General features: G+C 36.4%; 14 protein-coding genes. 10 read left to right on the top strand and 4 right to left on the bottom strand.

The genetic code is table 11. From position 1 onward, the window contains the following. The first annotated feature begins 92 nt into the window (after positions 1-92). Complete coding sequence (locus J7E78_RS16685; protein ID WP_215077359.1) at positions 93-1,190, top strand: hypothetical protein; 1,098 nt, start codon at positions 93-95, stop codon at positions 1,188-1,190. 1,134 nt (positions 1,191-2,324) lie between these two features. Here the strand turns inward: J7E78_RS16685 and J7E78_RS16680 are convergent. Both J7E78_RS16680 and J7E78_RS16675 read right to left on the bottom strand, forming a co-directional pair. After that, complete coding sequence (locus tag J7E78_RS16680) at positions 2,325-2,813, bottom strand: pyruvate kinase (RefSeq protein WP_251035097.1); 489 nt, start codon at positions 2,811-2,813, stop codon at positions 2,325-2,327. Between the two features lie 156 nt (positions 2,814-2,969). After that, positions 2,970-3,722, bottom strand: coding sequence for a hypothetical protein (locus J7E78_RS16675; protein WP_215077358.1), 753 nt, complete (start codon positions 3,720-3,722; stop codon positions 2,970-2,972). Between the two features lie 1,003 nt (positions 3,723-4,725). Between J7E78_RS16675 and J7E78_RS16670 the strand changes: the two genes are divergently transcribed. The 6 genes from J7E78_RS16670 to J7E78_RS16645 all read left to right on the top strand — a co-directional run bounded on the left by J7E78_RS16670 (position 4,726) and on the right by J7E78_RS16645 (position 11,432). After that, positions 4,726-5,337, top strand: coding sequence for a hypothetical protein (locus tag J7E78_RS16670; protein ID WP_215077357.1), 612 nt, complete (start codon positions 4,726-4,728; stop codon positions 5,335-5,337). A 144-nt stretch (positions 5,338-5,481) separates the two neighbouring features. After that, entirely contained in the window at positions 5,482-6,531 is a 1,050-nt protein-coding gene (locus J7E78_RS16665) for a fibronectin type III domain-containing protein (RefSeq protein ID WP_215077356.1), read from the top strand. Positions 6,532-6,853: 322 nt separating this feature from the next. Further along, positions 6,854-8,728 carry an AAA family ATPase gene (locus J7E78_RS16660; protein ID WP_215077355.1) on the top strand — a complete coding sequence of 625 codons (1,875 nt, stop codon included), beginning with the start codon at positions 6,854-6,856 and terminating at the stop codon, positions 8,726-8,728. Positions 8,729-9,162: 434 nt separating this feature from the next. Continuing rightward, the gene (locus tag J7E78_RS16655) at positions 9,163-9,870 is read left to right on the top strand and encodes an AAA family ATPase (RefSeq protein WP_215077354.1); all 708 of its coding nucleotides are present in this window, start codon (positions 9,163-9,165) and stop codon (positions 9,868-9,870) included. After that, entirely contained in the window at positions 9,849-10,916 is a 1,068-nt protein-coding gene (locus J7E78_RS16650) for an ATP-dependent nuclease (protein ID WP_215077360.1), read from the top strand. Before J7E78_RS16655 ends, J7E78_RS16650 begins: the two co-directional genes overlap by 22 nt. A gap of 21 nt (positions 10,917-10,937) precedes the next feature. Then, a complete protein-coding gene (locus J7E78_RS16645) occupies positions 10,938-11,432 on the top strand; it encodes a hypothetical protein (RefSeq protein WP_215077353.1) in 495 nt (164 codons plus the stop codon). Between the two features lie 36 nt (positions 11,433-11,468). On the opposite strand, the gene J7E78_RS30045 is transcribed toward J7E78_RS16645, so the two are convergent. Both J7E78_RS30045 and J7E78_RS29435 read right to left on the bottom strand, forming a co-directional pair. After that, positions 11,469-11,687: a hypothetical protein gene (locus J7E78_RS30045; protein ID WP_397330589.1), complete on the bottom strand. Its 219-nt coding sequence runs from the start codon at positions 11,685-11,687 to the stop codon at positions 11,469-11,471. Next, positions 11,656-11,835 (bottom strand): helix-turn-helix domain-containing protein, encoded by a 180-nt coding sequence (locus J7E78_RS29435; RefSeq protein ID WP_397330588.1) that lies wholly within the window; start codon positions 11,833-11,835, stop codon positions 11,656-11,658. Before J7E78_RS29435 ends, J7E78_RS30045 begins: the two co-directional genes overlap by 32 nt. A 146-nt stretch (positions 11,836-11,981) precedes the next feature. Between J7E78_RS29435 and J7E78_RS16635 the strand changes: the two genes are divergently transcribed. From J7E78_RS16635 to J7E78_RS16625, 3 genes are all read left to right on the top strand, one after another. After that, positions 11,982-13,304, top strand: a complete 1,323-nt coding sequence (locus tag J7E78_RS16635; protein WP_215077352.1) for a copper amine oxidase N-terminal domain-containing protein — start codon at positions 11,982-11,984, stop codon at positions 13,302-13,304. Positions 13,305-13,325: 21 nt separating this feature from the next. Then, positions 13,326-14,009: a hypothetical protein gene (locus tag J7E78_RS16630; RefSeq protein WP_215077351.1), complete on the top strand. Its 684-nt coding sequence runs from the start codon at positions 13,326-13,328 to the stop codon at positions 14,007-14,009. A gap of 520 nt (positions 14,010-14,529) precedes the next feature. Continuing rightward, the gene (locus tag J7E78_RS16625; protein ID WP_215077350.1) at positions 14,530-15,660 is read left to right on the top strand and encodes a TIGR02391 family protein; all 1,131 of its coding nucleotides are present in this window, start codon (positions 14,530-14,532) and stop codon (positions 15,658-15,660) included. The last annotated feature ends 356 nt before the right edge of the window (positions 15,661-16,016 follow it).

Genomic DNA, 16,016 nt, shown 5'->3' with positions numbered 1-16,016 from the left:
CCTGAGTTTGAAGACACGCCCAATAGAAGATACCTACATACTATACCCAAGCTAGTATGTAGGTAGTCTTAGAGAGAGGTAGATAAATAAAAATGAATAACAACAGATTCGCAGTAATACCCAATCTTTTCTTGTCAAGTGGTCAGTACAAGCTTACACCTGATGAATTGAGGATCTATTACTTAATTGTAAAGAATGAGCTTAAATGGTTTGATAATCTCACAAAAATAACGATCAACCAAATATCAAGCGAAGTCAGTTTAAGAAAAAACGAGCATCAAAACAAGAACAGAATTAAGGAGTGCCTTTTCGAGTTGCAAAGAAAAGAAGCAATCCATCTCGATACAAAAATAGAGATGCAATTGACGAAGAATCATACAATATTAGACGTTTTGTTCAAGAGTAGTAATTATTACAACTCACTCACTGAGCTTCCACGTGGTCATACACAAGTGTCCTTTTCATTGTTTGACATGGCAAGAAGTAGTGAAGAGTTCTATGTTCTTTGTTTAATAAAGAAACATGAAAAATTGAACAATGAGATGGCTTATTCAACTTTTGCTTCACTAATCGGCATCTGTGACAAATCAGCAAAAACGTTAATTAATGCTATGGTTGATGCTGATTTGATTAATAGACAAAGTGGTCAATTTTATCTTAATGCAGAGAATCAGGTGAGACAGGAGATAAACAAGTATGAAGTTCTTGAAGGTGGACAGACCAGAGGGGAAACTACAAATGAAGCTGTCTTTGAGCGAGATTCGAGTGATGCGGATTCGGATAGTTTAATTGATCTTGGGGAAGACCGTTACCCGATTAATTGGGGGAAGGTAAACGGAAAACTCGCTGATTTGACTCAAGATGACTACTATCTGTATTTGTGGCAGAGGGACATAGACGAAGATTTTAAAACCCATTGTGAACAACGAATTAGTAAGTTGGAGAAAAGTGGTTTTAATTTTACAAATTATAAACGCTATGCAATGGAAAAACTGTCCCGTGTAGAAAATCAGGAGCGTGAATTGTTTAAGTTGAAAGAACAATCAAGAGACATGTTTCAAATTAAGTCAAAAGTCAGAAAGAAACAGAGCAAACAGGACAAAACGAAAAAGAAACTCAAAGCAAATGTTGGCTTTGATTTAACTGCGTGGGATGATGAAGAAACAGATCTACAAGAGAAACTGGCTTGAGACTTATCTGGGATGCGCCGTCTGTTAACCTCACGATGGCAGCATCCCAATATGTCTTTATAATTAAAGGTTTCTATCGTAAATGAGCGATGCAAGGCTGTCTACAGTTGACTATTAAAAAATTGAGAGAGAGTGGATTGACGATGAATGATGACAAGAAGGAATAAACGAATTGTTTAGTAGGATGAAGGTATACATGGAGAACATGGACAAGCGCTTCGCAAAAACTAGAAGACCAGCTCACTCAATTGACTGAGTTGGTTGAACCTTCAATTGAGAAGGAAGTGCCAGCCTACGTACAGAAGTCCAGAAGATAGAGTTTGATATCAGGATGATAAAGAATGATGTTCCAAGAATGGTGCAGCGAATGAATGACATTGATAATGATGTAGTGGATTTAAGGTACAAGTAAAGTCAGTAGAGCCTATAGAGGCTCTTTTTGATTTCAGTTGTAATGAATCGCTAATCATCGTTTGTACAAGTAAGAGCAAGTGTGCTGACGCTACATGACTTTATGCTCTCTGAGGTGCGACAGATTACGGATTCGAAGTGTTGTTTCCCACTAAGTATTGATGGAGTAGGGAGTAAGTATGGCTTAAGCTAGTGTCATGAGAGTGGTTCTAAATCGTAGTACAGCGTATACATCACAAGATTAACATAGACGGTCTGTAGCTGGTATCAGGAGTGTTCTGGAGATAACAGAACGAGACCTGAGAGGCATAAAAGCGCGAGTTAGCAGTCAAAAAAAATGTAAATTTGAACATATACGAAGAGTGGAACTGTATAAATATACAAAAATGGACCATATGAGAGATACTATGTGCTTTTCTTCTGTTTTTTGATGATTTTATGATTGGAAACGTTACCTAAGCCATATTAGGTAACACTTTTGGCAAGGGGAGGGGTGGGTTTAGATCAAAACGACAATAAATATGGTATTTTTTTCTAGTTACTGTTCTTCCTCGACAGGCTGCCAGTTTTGAGAACTTAGAATTTTTAATTTTACTATTAATGAAATTGTTGTTGTGACATTAATCATATAACATAAAAGCTGAGCGAAGATATTCTTCAGTCTTTATATGAGAAAAACTCACTCTAATTGGAGTGAGTTGGTAGCTTTATTTCTTTAAACCTTTACTCATACAAGTATATTCCCGAACCATTATTAGGTCCGAAATGACGAAGATAATGACCATTACGATACAGGTTAATTAACTGAGGAAGCAAGATGTCGTTCTCAAAATGGATGTAACCCGTTAAATAGAGCATAATCAAATATTCCTTGAAACGCATATTTTCTATGTTTATATCTTCCTTTTCGATTCCATGAAATATGCAAATTTCAAGAGTTAACAAGTTTGAGTTGCCTATTTGAGTTGAGTTGACAATCCAGCCATATTCCATAGACTCATCAATTTCATCTTCCCTGTTTAACTTGGTTAATTCTCTAATCGCTTTCTTATCTTTGAATACATAAGCTGCAATTGCTTGATCAAAACCAGCGTGAGGATCGCTGATTAGATCCGAAAAAAAACTGAGATCAACTTTTTCAGCAAAATATACATCTGTCAGTCGACGATGGATATCATCCAAACTAAAAGAGTTAGGGATGTTTAAACTCAAATAATTCTCGTAAAGTTTGTTAATATCAATAAGCAGTTAGAGCACCTCGCTTTGTAAATATACGTAAACAGTATAACATGATACTTTGAAAAATGTTCAATTAAAGGTTACTTGTCTGTTAATAGGAGAGGGTATGTAATCTTTTATATGATATTATTATTTGTTTTTACCGAGAAGTCCAGTAGCTCCATAAAAGATGTGACTTGATCTCCACGTTTGACCTTTTTTTGCATGGAAATGGTGGTAGTAGTATGTGTCATTCTTTCCAGTTTCCCAATGATTTTCAGAAATGGTAATGGTTCCGTTTATGTTTGCTGCAACTTTTTTAGCCAGATTTCTTGCATCACCCATAGTTGGCGTCCAAATATTAATAGTTGGATCAATTTCTAATAGAGTGATAGCGCGCTCCTCAGTTATAGCATTAATGATATATAGTTCTTTACGATAAGTAGCTGTAAAATACTTAGGCTTGTTTTTTTCCTTGCTTCTTGCAAGTTCTATCGCAAAATCGTAAACACGTGTAACTTCAATCCCGTTTAAACGAATAGTATCTAGCACAGCAACTCCGCCAGCTAACCAACCTAAGAGTCTTCCTAAATTCATTCCAACCCAAGGAAGTGTTCCAACTATCATTGAAGTTTCTGGTGAGAGTTCTTCTCCTACAAATTCTAAATCGCCAATGTTAACGTTGTGATAATTATCATCAGTTGGTATCTCTCCAGAGCTGTTTTGGGTCTCTTCGGCTGTTTCTTCTTGCAAGCTGCTAGTATGCGCTTCCTGATCATTAGTTATTGAGTCTAACTCTGCGGCAAACGAATAAGATTGTGCAGCGGTGGTAGCAAAGATTAGGAAAGCCATAGTAAGAGCAGTAATGCGGAAAAGTGATTTAATTGATGCTTTTATTAACAATTTATTTCCCTCCAAATTTATAAATTTACACCCTCTCCAACAACTGAGCGCTGATCCTAAATAGTTAGCTTAGAACCAATGTTTACCATAATAGATTATTTAATATTAATAATCAAGTATGTATATATTTGTATATATGCAACGCTTCTTATTAGTTATAGTTCCATATTCCTACAGTTAAAATCTCTAAATGATAGGCTTAAAGGAGGGGAGTCTGGATGGGATTAAAGCTTCGTTGGCGAAGAGACTAGATGGAAATGGTAGAGATGTATGTTTGATGAAAGGAACTTGTCTTAGGGTCTTCGTCTTGATATACTATAATAAAGTGAGCAAACCTCTGTTAACTTAATGATGGAGGAATGTTATGCAAATAATTATATGGATTGTTTTTGTCATTGTGGGTACTCTGCTTAAAAGAATGGAATTTCATCATGAAATGGTTAGCTGTATTAAAGCTAAGAATGGACGTAGTAATATGAAATTTAAATTTAGGTTGGACGTAAGCTTATGCTTAGGAGGAGACTCTAAGAAAAGCTCTGGACCCAGTTAGGATTAAAGTAACAATGTGAAATTTGAGGTTGCTCACTTGTCTACCCCTTAAAAAAAGGGGTGGGACAGGTGAGTAATAAAATGAATATATAATGTAAAGACCGCTGATGATACAAGTAGCGGTCTTTTGTGTTCCTATGAAAGGATATGCCTTGATATGGGTAGAACTAATGAAAACCAATGAATTACTTTTATGTTGATAAATAGGATGTTTGTGTGGTATGATTAGAGAAGAGAGTAACGCTCGAACACTATATTGTAAGCGCTTACACAAAAAATAGATAGGAGATAACCTAATGTATTGTATCAATGGGAAGCAATCCAGCAAGGAAGATAGACAGCTCAGGAAGGCGAGAGGATCGAACTGGTCAAATAGAAAGGAAGCTTTTTGTAGGGCGAAGCTAGAAAGCTAGTATATCTCTTAAAATCGTGCGAAAATTCGTTAGTTAGAGTGATGGATAAGAAAAAGAAAACATACTATGGTAAAGAGCACGAATTCAATAAAGCAGAAGAGATGATGGAAGCTTTGCTTAAAAAGGAGAACTTCCTACAAGATTGGTTAGGGTATTGCGAGTTGTTGATTTCCAATAACCTGAAAATTGAATATCGACCAACACTGGGTAGAATAGATCATGATCGTGGATACACTTTGGACAACATTGAAGTGCAGATGTATTCAAATAATACATCTTCGAGCACTAGGCAGCGCTTTTCTAAAGGATGTATAACAGTGGTGACTCTGGAGAAATCAATGGAAGTGATTCTGTTTGAGTCCGCTAGTGGGAAAGATGCTATTGATAAAATCAACAAAGTTACTGACATAGAGATAACAAGAAGTTTGTTAAGAGGTAATCTTACCAGTGGGCTACGACGTTCAAACAAAGAGTATTCTGTCTTGATCATTGGGAAAGAAAGCTTGATGGGTACTCCAGAAAAAATTGAATTTTCGTTTCCTGTTACGGCGATCCACGATGAGAAACATAATATTCTTATTGCTCGCCCAAATGATAGCGTTACTAAAGTAGATATCTACATAGATGAAAAAGACGTTGTACGTATCGACTGAAGATGAACAACAGGCAATCAATTATGTAAATATAATAGAAGGAGAAGGAAAAGACAAATGGCAATAGTAAGCATTAACGCAAATAGCGCAAGCTACAATTACATTTCTGTATCTGCTAGTTTCCAAACTGGTGGAGGACTAGCGATGTACTACAGGTTTTTCAAAAATGGAGTGGGTGATTCAGGGCTTGAGTCATTTAGTAGCCCAGTGTCATCAACAACCAAGTACTGGACGTACTCAGGGCTGTCAGAGAACACGTATTACAGCTTGAGCGTCACGTTCTATGACAGGAATAGGAATGTGCTTGGAAGTGCATCTACGGGTCAGAGGACGACTGTAGCACCTGATACGTCACCGCCATCAATCAATAGCTGGTACATGAATGGTAGCGCATCAAGGAACTCAATCCCAATGTACGCTTCTGCATCAGATAACAGGGGAGTTAGCGGATTCTATTTCTATCGTGATGGTGTATATGATGGCTCTATGTATGGTTCAAGTGGTGGATATACATTTACAGGACTGAATCCTGGTATGAGATATTCTCTTGGAGTAAAGGCTTTTGATACCAGCGGTAACACATCGATTATGACACAGTACGGAGCAACTACAGCGTATGATTTTGCTCCTAGCGTCCTGTCTTGGTCTATATCAAACACGGGCGTAAATACTGTTCAGATGTATTACTCAGCGTCAGATGACTATGGTGTAGGCTATGTACAATTTTATGTCAATGGTGTTCAAACAGGGACGAGTTATAGTTCGAGTGGATATTACACCTTCACTGCATTGCAAGCCGATACGAATTATATTCTGGGAATCAAAGCTGTGGATACGGCAGGACAGAGTTCTACAATGAGAACGCTTGCTGTGAGGACGAAGAAGGCAAGACCAGCGAATTTTGAATGGGATACTGAAAAGAAAGCTGGAGCAGATTTCAATGTTACTGCTGTAGAGTGGAATAGGCTGACAACCAAGGTTAATGAATTCAGATCATATAGAGGCATATCAAATTACACATTTACAAGAGCGGTATCAGGATCGGACTTCAAGGCGACATACTATAACGAGGTTATTAGCATCATAGGAGCGCTAAATCCTACAACGGCAATACCAAGCAGCAAAGTGGCTGGTGACAGCATTCTTGCAAGTGACATTAATCGAATACGTAATTCACTAAATTCGATAAACTGAGTTGTATGTTGGGTGAGGATCAGCAAACATTCTTACTTGCGGTACTAACGCATGTAGATAAGAAGAAATAACCCACTCTGAGGTTCGCGCCAAAAGTGTGGTAGTTGTGTTCCCACCCAACAACAGACTCATGTGGAGACGATGTGGCGTCATCGTTAGCGCTCTCCATATAGATATTATACACCTAAAATGTAGATTTCATATGTTCCCGTTTAAAAATTATTTACTATATAAGGAGTTTCTGAGACAATGTCCTTTGTAAAATTATACTGTCTTTTGATGCCTATGTTTAAACATAGATTGCGTGTAGAGGAGATGAAGTATGAGTAGCTACATAATCAAATCATTGAAGTTGAATAATGAAAGATACAAGCGTAGTGAAACTAGTTCTAGTCTTGAATGGCTAGAAAATTTAACGAAGATCAACATTTTTGTCGGGTCGAATAACTCTGGTAAGAGTCAGATGCTTAGAAATATTTTCAAAACTCCTACACTGGAATTTGTACCTAATGATTTAGAGTTAATACAGTTAAACGCTTTACAAACAGAATTAGTTGGAGAAGTTGAAGCGGTGATGTCAAGGAATAGGGCTACAGAATATGGTGGAATCATGCAAGCAGTAAGAGCGCTGACTGACGTAGACTGGATAGTTGAAGATACTGATGTTTTGGAGAGAATTAGCGCGACTCTGGAAAGGTTAATAAATATCACAAATAACGAGAGCTTTGAGTCAAATGCAAGATATACAGGCACTGGGCACTATGGAGACTTTTTTAAACAACCTCTTCAGGAAATTGGTAAAGAGTACATGAAGAAGTTGCAGATGATAGTTGGTAATGAAACAAAGCGGAAGTATCATTTTGATAATGTTTATATTCCTACATTGAGAGGCTTACGTCCATATAATGCAACTGGTGATGACTTTTACTCTGAAAGGACAAAAAAAGACTATTTTCAAAGTGAAACTAAAGGTAGTGTCTTCTCTGGATTAAGCTTATATGATCAATTAAGAAGTATGCTTCTAGGGAACTTAGAAGAGAGAGAAAAGGTAGCTAGGTATCAAGAATTCCTTGGGGATACATTTTTTAATGGAGAGAAGGTTGTCTTGCTTCCTGCCATACATTCTGATGTAGTTATCGTAAAAATAGGTGATGAAAAAGAAATGCCAATATATAACCTTGGTGATGGGATACAATCAATTATCATCCTCACATTCCCTCTATATGCGCATTTAGGGGAGAATTTACTGGTGTTTATTGAAGAACCAGAGCTGTATCTCCATCCAGGGCTACAACGGAAGTTGATAGAAACATTTCTTAGAGACGAATTTTCTGGCTATCAGTTCTTTTTGACAACTCATTCAAATCATTTTTTAGATATAACACTAGATGTAAACCAGATTTCAATCTATTCATTCAAGAAAGAGCTTGCAAGTTCAGAAGAGAAGGAGAAACAAGCTTCGTTTGTGATTGAAAATGTAAGCAATGAAGATAATAGTTTGCTGGAGATGCTTGGAGTGAAGAACTCATCTGTCTATCTGTCTAATTGTACTGTTTGGGTTGAAGGAATAACTGACAGGTTCTATGTACGTAGATATTTAAAGCTATACCAAGATCATCTTAATATTTCAGAAAAAGATCGTTTTAAAGAAGATTATCATTATTCTTTTGTAGAATACAGTGGTAACAATATAACTCACTGGTCTTTTCTGGACGATAACAGCGATGAAATATTTAAAAGTATGAACGTAGATCGATTATGCTCTCGTTTGTTTCTTATTACAGACAAAGACAGTGAGAAGAAACTGAGTAGGCAAGAAAAGTTAAAAGCTAGACTTGGGGAGCGATTCTATTGTCTTGAGTCAAAGGAGATAGAAAATACTTTGACAGCAGATATAGTGAAAAAAGTTATAGCTGATTACGAAAAGTCTAATGTGGATTCTCTAAGCTTTAATCAGAATTTTGAAACGAATACCTATCAGAACAAATATCTAGGGAGATTTATTGATAATGTTCTGACAGATAGCAAAAGAAAAGGTGGCTATGCATCTGAATCTGGAACTATTAAAGAAAAAGTTAAATTTAGCGAGAAAGCCATAGGACATCTAGAAGAGTATTCAAATTTAAGTGAGGATGCTAAGAGATTAGCCGAGCGTTTGTTTCAGTTTATACGTCAGAATAATATCAGTTTATTATAAGCTAGAAGTAACTTGGCGAGTTGAAAGTGCTCTCAGAAATGGAGCTAGGTTAGACTACGAAGGTGGCGATGCTGTGTAGAAACTGTCTGGACTAATCAAAGTCCGTGTATATAGCATCTGTTGTAATAACCCTGCTCTATATAAGAAGAAGAAATAACCCACTCTATGGTTAGCCGCCTAACAGTGGGTTATTTCCGTCTTTATCGTTATTTGGAGATGGGATTCCCTACTCAACAAAAATTGTGCAGGGAGACGATCTGGCGGATCGTCTTCGAATTATAACCTTTCTGAGAGAATTATTCAATTTAATGCAATTGTATTACGATTGAATCTTTATCCCGCTTTTTTATCAATATATGGTAATATAGTCTTGGGTATTCAGTATTGTGTGGGCATAGTCCTGAAGACTCGAAAAAGCAAAGAGGTGATTATTAATGAAATTAGCAGAGTTAATCATTGAAAATTTTCGTGGGATTGGTTCAGAGGGAGTTAGGGTTAAGATTGATAATATTATTGTACTGATAGGTAAAAACAACGTTGGTAAAACTACAGTCCTATCAGCATATGAGGCATTTGCTTCGGGTTCAGCATTACAATTAAAGGATTTCTTTAATGAAGATATTGAAAATAAACCAATAGTTACAGGGATTTTTGTGGATGTTTCAGAAGAAGATAGAATAGCGAAGAAGTGGGTACATAATGATAGCGAGTTGGGTTATGAGAACTGTATCAAAGCACAGTATCGTTGGTCAGCTCCTAATGAAAGTGGTGTAAAGTATTCGTTCGATCCTGAGAAAGGAGATTACGAAAAAGGAGGTTTGGGAGGTTTTGATAGTATTTTGTCCAGCAAAATCCCTACACCTTTGAAAATATCTCCTCTCGACAAACCTCAAGACTTGGAGAAGAAGATTCTTGAGATCTTGATTGATGCAATAAAGCAAAACACGAAGAAAGATAATTCCAGAGTTCAACAGCTTCTGGGTGATATTCGAAAGTTAGCTGAGGATGTTCAATCCGAAATTTCCGAAGAGCTTACGGAATCGTGTTCTATGGTGTCAAATGAAATGATGAAGGTTTTTCCTGAAGCGACAATAATCCAAATCGATCCACAAGCAAGTAAATTGAACCTGAAAAGCTTATAGGTAGTGGAAGTTTTATTCGATTAGGAAGCACTGAACAGCATCTGGCCCCTCTATCTAACCATGGTACAGGTCTACAAAGAACATTCCTTTGGTCAGCTTTAAAAATGCTGGCGGAAACTGGAAGACATCAAGTTGGGAAAAAATCAGTAGGGGCGGGAACGCAAAAGATATTGTTGCTGGAAGAACCAGAGGCTTTTTTACATCCAAGTGCTATCAGGAGTGCTATGGAGTCATTGTATACGATAGCGGAGCATTCAGACTGGCAAATTATGATCACAACCCATTCCCCCATTTTCATAGACCTTACGAAAGATCATACAACAATTATTCGACTGGAGAAAAGGAATCAGGGGCACGAGATACGTAACTTCTCCACAGATGATGCGAAGTTTACGGATGAAGATAAAGACAATCTCAAGATGATGGGATACTGCAATCCATATTTCAATGAATTCTTTTTCTCTGGTTACAACTTACTCGTCGAGGGAGAAACAGAAGTTACTGTTGTTAAAACATTAATGCAAATGAACAAAATACAAAAGGATTGCGTTCATGTTATTAACTGTATTGGTAAGGCTAATATTGTTACTGTTTCAAAAATACTTAACCATTTTAAAGTCAATTACAGTATTATTCATGATGCTGATAGTCCTAGGGTCAAAAGAAAAGAGAATTATATAGTAAATTCAATGTGGACGATGAACAAGAAGATTAATGATGAGATTCTCATAGGAAGACAGAGTGGTTTAGTAATTAAATCATTTCTCTCAGTTCCAAACTTTGAAGGAGAGTACTTTGGTGAATATTCTGGAGGTTCCAAACCATTTGGAGCATGGAAGATAATTCAGGAGGAAACCAATGGGGTTGCTGATAAATTTGCGGAGATAATCAAAAGTATCATGAATATGGAACATGACTGTAAAGTTGAATATCTTAATATCGTCGATTTGACTAAGAGAGTCAGTAAATACATTGTTGATAATAGACTAGACAAAGAAGATATTTGGACTATGAAAGTCGAGGAACTGAACGAAAAGGTACTGTAAATCCTAGTCAGGGGTGAAAATATGGGGAACTTAATGATAAAGTACATTCAACCTGATAAGATCAATGATCATGTTGATCCTAATTTTACTTTTCTTACCTATGGGGATACTGAACCAAAGAAGATCCAAGCCATCGAGCGCCACATAAGCCAAGGTTCGTACGTTTTCTTCCACACTTCTTATAATGATCAAGCATTTATTACAGCATATTTTTATGTTGATAAGGTGCTTACTAGAAATGAGAATGCAAAAGAGATTGACTGCATTCGTACTGATTCAAGGCATGATAAAATTGTGATTTTAGGACGTCGAGAACATTCCAAAATACTTACGTTTCCATTGCCCTTCGATAAACGTGTTGTAGATAACCTTCCTTCATTAAATATAAATTGGAATCATGTGACCAGTGGGAGGCAGTCAGAACTGAAAACGATATCTGATCCAACTAGAGCGCATCGTGAGCTGTCCGCAGCGGAGGTTGAGTGGTTATTGGGAGAATGCAAATATCGAGGCTGAGAAGGAAAAAGCACATAGTCATTTGACTACGTGCTTTTAATCATTCTTCTTAAATGTTTGGATAATATCGTTTAGTACACGATAGGTCATATTGACCTCTGCTTCATTACATAGTTCTAACTGGTTGCTAATTGCCTGTATTGTCTCCTGTTTTCTGGCTTCTTCTTCGAGAACCAGCGTGTCAGCGAAGTTCAAGATTTGCATTGGATTGAATTCGAGTGCTTCAACAATCTTTTCCAAGCTCTCCAAGGACATGTTTCGTTCCCCCACGTTCCAACGATGAAAGATAACTATAATGTAGTTTTGCTTTCTCTGCTAGTTGTTCTTGTGTCCAACCACGCTGCTTACGTAAGGCTCTGATCCTGTTTCCTACTGCTATGGAGAACTCTGACAAGCTAATCACCTCTATTTAAAGGTAGGTTAGCTAATTCGTTTAAAACAGATAATTATAGAATCAGAAATTTTTGAAAATTTTACTGATAAGCACTATTATGATTATTGTGTGCCTATATCAAGTGGTTGTAAACAAAATAGAATGGAGCGAATGACTTGAAAAATTTAATAACGAGGATTGGGCTTATTGCGGCAATGACAGGATTGCTCTTATCTCCAACCCAAACACTAGCCAAGAACAATGAGGCGATAAAGGTGTATCTTAATGGCAATCAAATGAATTTTCGAACTGCACCAGTGATTGAAAACGGAACGACTCTAGTTCCATTTAAAGTACTATTCGAAGCCTTGGGAATGAGAGTTACGTGGAATCAGAAGCTAAATGAGGTTGTTGGCGAAGGAAATGGGCAGACCATTAAATTGAGAATAGGTTTACAATTCGCTTTAGTCAATGGTAAGGATGTTTCTCTTGATAGTGCTCCTAAAGTAGTCAATGGAACTACAATGATACCACTTCGATTCGCTAGCGAGAGTACTGGTAGCAAAGTGAGGTGGGATAAAAGAGCGCAAAGTATTTATGTTACTACCTTAGAAGATACCTCAGATTCAGATCAGGAGAAGGTTTATTATAATAGCTTGGGGTATAAATACATTGGAGAAATATCAAACAACAGACCTAATGGCTTGGGTAAGCAATTTGCTCCAGATGGGGAATTGATTTACGAAGGGAACTTTGAGGATGGGTTAAAGAGCGGAAAAGGAACATATTACTCAAAAGATGTTACATATGTAGGTGATTTCAAGAACGATAAGCCAAATGGGATTGGTACATTTACATTTTCTAATGGTTCTTCATTTGTTGGTGAATCTGTAGATGGAAAAATAGGTAGCTACGGAACGTTTATCTTAACTGACGGAAGCAAGTATGTAGGCAGCTTTAAAGATCAATTATTTGATGGAGAAGGGACGATGTATTCTCCATCTGGTGAGATAGTGGGACAAGGTGCATTCAAGAATGGAAAACTTGTAGATGATAAAAGTGCTGAGAAGAGCCGAGATTCTATAGATAACATTGATAATGCCTCAGCAGTTCTTGATGATATAAAGTCAAAATTTTCTGTGATCTCTATTAATGGGACGGATATTCATTTTACATACCAGCACCTTAACTATGGCGAAGCAGGGGATATTTTGATTTCAGCTCTAATTGATCAAGCAGACTATAGTGATTATCTGAATCTTGTGATCAACAATGGAGTGGAAGTACAAAGTGAACTACAAAAAATAGCGGAAGAGCTAGTAAGTATTGCAAAACAAAATGGTTACAAAGGTAGTTTTATGAGTGCTAGTTATCAAGACAGATTTCGAATGTTCCCTTCAAGTTATAAGGCTTCTGAAATGAGCGTGAATAATGATGGTAGTATTACGGTCACACATTCAATTTTCACAATTTATAACGGCATTTTGACGATTAAATGATTAATGACAGGTGGTGTTGAAATGAAAAAAATAATTCTAAGACTTAATCGAGAGACTGTGGTTATGGTGTTATCATGCATTATTATTATTGGTGCTTGTTTTGGATATATTGCTTACAAAGCTATGGAGGAAAGATACAACAACAATCTTTTTGCGGAATCTATTGAGAATTGGTTTATAACAGATGCGAAAAACCAATTCACCTTACTTACGAGTTATGAATGTGACCAAAACTATATAAACTGTGCAAAATTAAGGCTGATGTTGAACGAAAATTTCAATTCCTTTTCAATTGTAGACAAATATGATTATATCACTCAGATTTCTGACGATTTTAAACATAAAAGATTGCAATTCCTAGTTGATTCAAAACAAGTTGAAAAAGGAGTATCTGTTTGGGATGATGTGTCCGATCCGGCTATCGTTTTAATTTCTTCGAAAGGAGAATACGAATATGATGAGAAGTTCAAAGACTTTGATGGAAAAGAGTATACATCGAATGATATAAACAATTTGAGGAATAATGATGAACTAATAAGTGAATCAAATGTAGCTAATGAAAGTAGAATCGCTCCCCCAAAAAACGAACTATACAATGAAGAAGATTATAATTATGAAGGCGAATACAAGCCGGTAGATCAGATGACGCAACAAGAAAAGAGAGAAGAATTAATAGAAATGTTGGAGAGAGCGATGTCTCAATAAAATTACGGATGTATTGGATTTTAGAAGTACGATAGAATTTCTACTATGTATTCAACATTAAAGGCTCTTAACCATGTTACTGTGGTTCAGGAGCCTTTTATAGTGGAAATAATTTCACGAAGTTCAGTAAGTAAGGATTAGCAGTAGGAATTGTTAGCCCGAAGGCACGGATGTCAACGTGAGAAGAATAACTACACCAAAGGTACGAATGTAACAATATTAGCAATTTCTTATTAAAAGTGAGGTTCAAAAGATGCTGGGATTGTGTTTTATGTGCATGTACAAATAACTTGAATTAAATATAGCTGTTCCATGGTCTTGATTAAGGGCTTCTTTGATATTGATATGAATCAGTTTGGAAGCTACAATTAATGGTACAAAGTTTTGTGAAGTCGAGTGTGATTTTGTCTCAGAAACATCTTTAAATGAGTTGTAGGCAATCATGTAGTTATAAAGCTCAAGAAGTTAGTATAAAGTTTACGAATTATTGCTTTGATTTTAAAACGTAGAGGTGAGTATATTGGATTTGAAGAATAACATACAACAAGAATTATGGGATGCTATAGAAAAGAACTATAGCAATGATAGCTACTCAAGTGCTATTCTAGATGCTATTCATTTACTTACGGAAACAATTAGGAACAAGACTGGTCTTGAAGGGGATGGATCTAGTTTGATTGGGCAAGCATTTGGTGGCAGCTCGCCAATGATTCGGCTCAACAAGTTACAGACTGAATCAGAGAAAAATGTCCAAAAAGGGATGGTTGACTTATTACGAGGTGTGTACACAACAATAAGGAATCCTAGGAGCCATGATAAACATAGTGATAGCAAAAGAGATGCTGATATCATTATTCTTTTTCTAGATTATTTGCTCAATTTAATTGATAAATCTAAAGTGCAATTTGAAGCATCTACATTCTTAAAAAGAGTATATGATCAGTATTATTTATGTACATATGAGTATTCTAAAATGTTGGCTGATGAAGTGCCGAAAAGGTATCGACTTAACATTGCAGTGGAGATCATTCGAAATCGAAAACAAGACAATGAAATTAGGATGAACTTATTCCATTTCGTACATGCATTATTAGAAATAATGGAAGAAAATGAAATTAAAGAATTATACAATGTAATTAGTGAAGAATTGAAGTATACCACTGATGTTACGGACATACAGACAATTTTATTTATATTGCCTCCTAAATATTGGAGTATGATGAATGAAGCAGTAAAGCTTAGAACTGAGAATGTGTTGTTTGAGAGTGTGAAATCAGGATACTACAGTATTGAAGAGGATGAATGTAGAAGAGGAGGGCTTGGGACTTGGATTCAATCAGAACATTTTTATCAATTCGGGGATACTGACCGTTGGACTGAAATGATAGTTGAAAAATTACAAAGCGGTGAAGAGGGCGGAATAGCTTATGTCGAAAAATATTTTTGGGATAGAGTTTGTAAAGTGAATAGAGAAGAGATAGACTCTACACTTTTGGTATACTTCTATGATGGTATGTTCGACAATGATTCTGTAATAATCCAAAAGCTAAAAGAACAAATACAAAGTGACGAAAATCATCCTTGGTGGGAAGTATTTGAAGAAGAATTAAAGGAATATCCTGAGATACTGTTAGTCAAGTCCCCTTTTTAAATGCGATGTTGTTGCGATGACAAACATGGGTAATCTATCTTGTTACGGAAGCAGTATTGGGTGTGTTATGTTAGCGGTATGATGTAATATCCAAACCACTTGCAACAATTGCCCCCTCCTTTAGTACATTTGATAAAGGAGGGGATCGTACTTTTAAGAAAGAATTATTGCACTAATTTAGAAATTAAGAAATCACTAGAGGCGACCATATAGGAGATGGATATGCAAAGCATGAATGTGGAAGAACAATTAAGCAAAGCCTGTTCAAATTTAATATATCAAAGCAGTAGGAAAAGAGCCTTATATATCCGTTAAATCATAAACTTTATCTAAAGGATCACGCGTGTTGAATAACC

The organism is Paenibacillus polymyxa (assembly GCF_018614975.1).
GTDB lineage: Bacteria > Bacillota > Bacilli > Paenibacillales > Paenibacillaceae > Paenibacillus > Paenibacillus polymyxa_E.
The sequence above is the reverse complement of the archived record's forward strand: the minus strand, read 5'-3'. Positions and strand labels throughout refer to the sequence as shown.

Coding starts and splice junctions, on each gene's coding strand:
- J7E78_RS16685 (WP_215077359.1), top strand. CDS start 93: ATGAATAACAACAGATTCGCAGTAATACCCAATCTTTTCTTGTCAAGT.
- J7E78_RS16670 (WP_215077357.1), top strand. CDS start 4,726: ATGGATAAGAAAAAGAAAACATACTATGGTAAAGAGCACGAATTCAAT.
- J7E78_RS16665 (WP_215077356.1), top strand. CDS start 5,482: ATGTACTACAGGTTTTTCAAAAATGGAGTGGGTGATTCAGGGCTTGAG.
- J7E78_RS16660 (WP_215077355.1), top strand. CDS start 6,854: ATGAGTAGCTACATAATCAAATCATTGAAGTTGAATAATGAAAGATAC.
- J7E78_RS16655 (WP_215077354.1), top strand. CDS start 9,163: ATGAAATTAGCAGAGTTAATCATTGAAAATTTTCGTGGGATTGGTTCA.
- J7E78_RS16645 (WP_215077353.1), top strand. CDS start 10,938: ATGGGGAACTTAATGATAAAGTACATTCAACCTGATAAGATCAATGAT.
- J7E78_RS30045 (WP_397330589.1), bottom strand. CDS start 11,687: ATGTCCTTGGAGAGCTTGGAAAAGATTGTTGAAGCACTCGAATTCAAT.
- J7E78_RS16630 (WP_215077351.1), top strand. CDS start 13,326: ATGAAAAAAATAATTCTAAGACTTAATCGAGAGACTGTGGTTATGGTG.